Source organism: Cupriavidus sp. SIMBA_020 (genome assembly GCF_046535395.1).
In the GTDB taxonomy this organism is placed as follows: domain Bacteria; phylum Pseudomonadota; class Gammaproteobacteria; order Burkholderiales; family Burkholderiaceae; genus Cupriavidus; species Cupriavidus campinensis.
Map to the genome: position 1 here is coordinate 1 of NZ_JAWRWU010000297.1, position 307 is coordinate 307.

Below are 307 nucleotides of genomic sequence, written 5' to 3' on the forward strand. Positions count from 1 at the left end.
CAGGCTCTCGGCGTTGTCGACGAACGGAAAGCTCGACGTGTTCGCGTTCGGATCGCCGGTCTGAATCCGCTTCGGGCCGAACGAGCCGAGATGCAGCCACACCGATGCGGAGCCGGGGCCGCCGTTGTACAGGAACGTGACCGGACGCTTCGCGGCGGGCTGGTTGTCGGCGGTGTAGGCGACGTAGAAGAACGACGCTTCGGGCGCGCCCGTCTGCGGATTGTGCGCGACGAGGTGGCCGGCGGTGGCCGTGTAGCGGATCGTCTGGCCGTTCAGCGTGATCTGGTGATGGGTGACGGCGGCCTTC

General features: G+C 67.4%; 1 protein-coding gene. It reads right to left on the bottom strand.

From position 1 onward, the window contains the following. Positions 1 to 307: S10 family serine carboxypeptidase-like protein (locus SB751_RS29290; protein WP_410748939.1), on the bottom strand; the 307-nt coding region annotated here is incomplete at both ends.